This window comes from Marivita sp., from assembly GCF_020055635.1.
Lineage (GTDB): Bacteria > Pseudomonadota > Alphaproteobacteria > Rhodobacterales > Rhodobacteraceae > Marivita.
In genome coordinates, this window is sequence record NZ_JAIPUT010000154.1 from 1 (window position 1) to 3265 (window position 3265).

General features: G+C 57.3%; 2 protein-coding genes and 2 pseudogenes. 3 read left to right on the forward strand and 1 reads right to left on the reverse strand.

Features of this window, described 5'->3' with window-relative positions; translation table 11 throughout:
* Window positions 1–381 (reverse strand): annotated as a pseudogene (locus LCF60_RS23945) (IS3 family transposase); the annotation flags it as partial.
* A 66-nt stretch (window positions 382–447) separates the two neighbouring features.
* Here LCF60_RS23945 and LCF60_RS23950 point away from each other — a divergent pair.
* From LCF60_RS23950 to LCF60_RS23960, 3 genes and pseudogenes are all read left to right on the forward strand, one after another.
* Window positions 448–1281: an IS110 family transposase gene (locus LCF60_RS23950; protein ID WP_292295041.1), complete on the forward strand. Its 834-nt coding sequence runs from the start codon at window positions 448–450 to the stop codon at window positions 1279–1281.
* 24 nt (window positions 1282–1305) lie between these two features.
* Window positions 1306–1936, forward strand: a pseudogene (locus tag LCF60_RS23955) (IS3 family transposase); the annotation flags it as partial.
* A 353-nt stretch (window positions 1937–2289) separates the two neighbouring features.
* On the forward strand, window positions 2290–3099 hold the full coding sequence (locus tag LCF60_RS23960; RefSeq protein WP_292295042.1) for a hypothetical protein: 810 nt from the start codon (window positions 2290–2292) through the stop codon (window positions 3097–3099).
* Window positions 3100–3265: the final 166 nt, after the last annotated feature.

Consider the following 3265-nt stretch of genomic DNA (forward strand, 5'->3'; position numbering starts at 1 on the left):
GTCAGAGACGAAGTCGAGCGACCAGCGCTGGTTCGGCCCCTGAGGGATCGCCATGGGCGCCCTGGTTCCGATCGCGCGCTTGCGTCCGCCCCGTTTGCGAACGGTTAATCCTTCTTCGCGGTAGAGCCGGTAGAGCTTCTTCCAGTTCACCTCCCAACCTTCGCGTCTCAGCAACATCTGAAGCCGCCGATACCCGAAGCGCCGCCGCTCCGAGGCCAGTTCCTTCATCCTCACGCGCAGCTCCGTGTCCGCCGGGCGCTTCGACTTGCGCCGATACACCCGGGGATCGATCCCGGCCAGCGTACACGCTCGCCGTTGCGAGTAGCTCTTTTCTGCCATGGCCCAGTCCACCGCTTTCCTTCGTGAGCCGGGCGTCACCAGTAATGGGATGGTCCGCCCCGCATCCAGACGCCAAACTTGGCGCATTGATCAAAGGAGGATTTACTGATGCGCACAAAACCAAACCCAGACGCTGCAGCCTACGGTATCGACATCGGCAAGAAGGTTTTTCACGTCGTCGCAATGGACGCTGCGGGACAGCCAATACAGCGCGCGAAGTTTGCTCGAGAGACGTTGCTTCGTTTCTTTGAAGCTGCCAACTCAGTGCTCATTGGCATGGAAGCCTGCGCTGGTTCACAATGGTTGGCGCGCAAGCTGATCGCTCTGGGTCATGATGCTCGGATCATCCCGGCCAAATTTGTGAAGGCTTATGTGAAGTCCAACAAGTCGGACACCATCGACGCCGAAGCCATTGCTGAGGCGGTCACCCGACCGACGATGCGCTTCGTGCAAGTGTGTTCAGATGAGCAGGTCGATTTGCAGGCCTTGCATCGTATCCGGGATCGCCTTGTGCGCAATCGCACGGGTCTGATGAACCAGGCACGCGCGTTTTGCATTGAGTATGGTTTGGCGATGCGCACCGGCGCTGGTGGCTTTCACGCGGACATCCGCCGTCATCTTGCCAATGAAGAGAACGATCTGTCCGGCGCAATGCGCACTTTGCTCACCAGTTTGTTGGACGATCTCGATCACTTGGAGCGCCGTATCGCCGAGCTGTCCAAAGAGATTGCAGCCATCGCCCATAGCGACGAGACGATCAAACGTCTGCTGACTATCCCCGGCATCGGCCCACTGGGCGCAACCGCGCTTGAACCGCTCCGGGCTTGCCGGAGGCTGACTTTGGTTTGCTCTGATCCCCACGAACTGGACAGTTCGAGGCTGGAGTTTTCGGCTAAGCTTTCCAGGCTGGGAGAGGAGGTGAGAACGATGAAGGAATCGTAGTTCACGGAGACGCAGAAGGCGTTCATCCTGAAGCGGGCGAGGGGTGCCCGCTGTGTGCGGAGATCTGCCGCAAGGCGGGGACCAGCCAAGCGACCTACTTCAACTGGAAGAAACGATACGGTGGATTGCTGGTGGATGAGATGCGTTGATTGAAATCGCTCGAGGCGAGGAGAGCCGGCTGAAGAAGATCGTGTCGGATCTCAAGCTCGACGGAGTGATGTTGCAGGACGTCATCCGCCGAAAGCTCTGATGCCTGGCCGGATGCGCGAACTGGTTCGCGGAATGTGCATCGATTGGGGCGCGTTGATCCGCGGGGCTTGTGGGAGCCCTTCAGTTCGACACCTTCACGTTCCACTACAAATCCCCGCGCACCGACCAGACGGCCATCGAACGACGGATCAAGGAGATTGCAGAGACACGCGTGCGCTATGGCTACAACCGCGTGCATGTGCTGCTGCGCCGGGAAGGCTGGGAGATCAACATGAAGAAGACCCGCAGGATGTACAATGAGTTGGGCCTGCAACTCCGGAATAAGCACCTGAAGCGCCGGGTGAAGGCGAAGCTGCGCGAAGACCGCCAGGAGGCCGCGGGGCCGAACGAGGTCTGGGTCATGGACTTCGTCCACGACCAGCTCGCCATGGGCACCTCATTGCGCTAGTGCACCGGACGAAGCAATCTCCCGGTTTGGCCGGCGCGGGCGCGCGTATCTCTATTGACGACGAGGGCCGCTTCCTCGACAAGATATTTATCGAACGGTTCTGGCGATGACTGAAGTATGAGTGCACCTACGTGCACGTTTGGCAGACATATTTGCAGGGCTGCCGACGTGGATCGGCTTCCATCCATCGCCGGCTACAAGCTGTCCTTGGCGGCAAACCGTAGGATATGGCCCACAGCAGCAGAACGACATTCATGCGACCCTATCAGCGGGCCCGGAAAGTATCCCAGTCCGACAGATCCTGTCCAAGGGACCACCTTATCAATTCAGCATAAATAAGGAGTAGTAGGATGCGGGGAAAGCACATCATTCTAACTCTGGGACGCAGCGGATCCAACACGCTGGTCGACATGTTCAACCAGAATCCTGCAATCCTCAACTTTGGGGAGGTATTAGGCGAGTGGAACCGGATCCGACGTGTGCAGCGTGCTCTCAGGCTCTTTCAAGACGGTGATCAGGCGTACCTGGACGCAGTTCTTTGCAGCAAAATGCTTCAGCGCACAGCGAATATGGTGCGCACCGTTGGCAAGATTAGGGCCGGAAAATGGTCAGAGGCAAAGCGTATGCACAAAATTCGAACTGTTGGTTTCAAGGAGTTTTCACTTAATTTTCGGCGCTACGGTCTTCCGAACTACGTCGCCAACGCAGCTGACGTTAAAGTCATTGGCTTAACTAGGAGCAATGTACTGAATCGCATGGTCTCAACCGCGTTTCTTGAGGCGACCGGGATAGTGGCTTCAACCTCAGCACAGGCTAAGGCGACACACCAGAAGCTCCATCTCGATCCGGATTCTGTAATAACGAAGCTTGAGGTTATTGAGCAGGAGAACCAAGAACTGACCGACATCCTCGACGCTCTGGCGCCGTCACGCGTTTTTCGACTAGACTATGAAGATCTCTATGCTGATGAGATGCATACGGTTACAAAACTCCGCTCCGTCTACGCATTTCTTGGCGCTCCCGACGTAATCCCGAGGGTACGGATGCGCAAAATCGTTCATCGCAATCCACTTTCCGCTTTGGATAACGGTCATGAAGTCGCCGAAGTTATTGCAACCTCGCGTTTCGCCGCTTACCTTCCAGACGGCGATAAATCCTAAGCAGGTTAACTGTACAGTCCCGGATGATCACATAGACCGTCGCCGGCGGGCGCTGTTCGTGGCACGCTCGATCCTGAGCGGGGTTCGGGACGGGGGACGAGCATGCTGATCTCTCTTCACAAGCAGGCGACGACGACACCGAAGGTCCGGGCGGCGATTAAGGCCA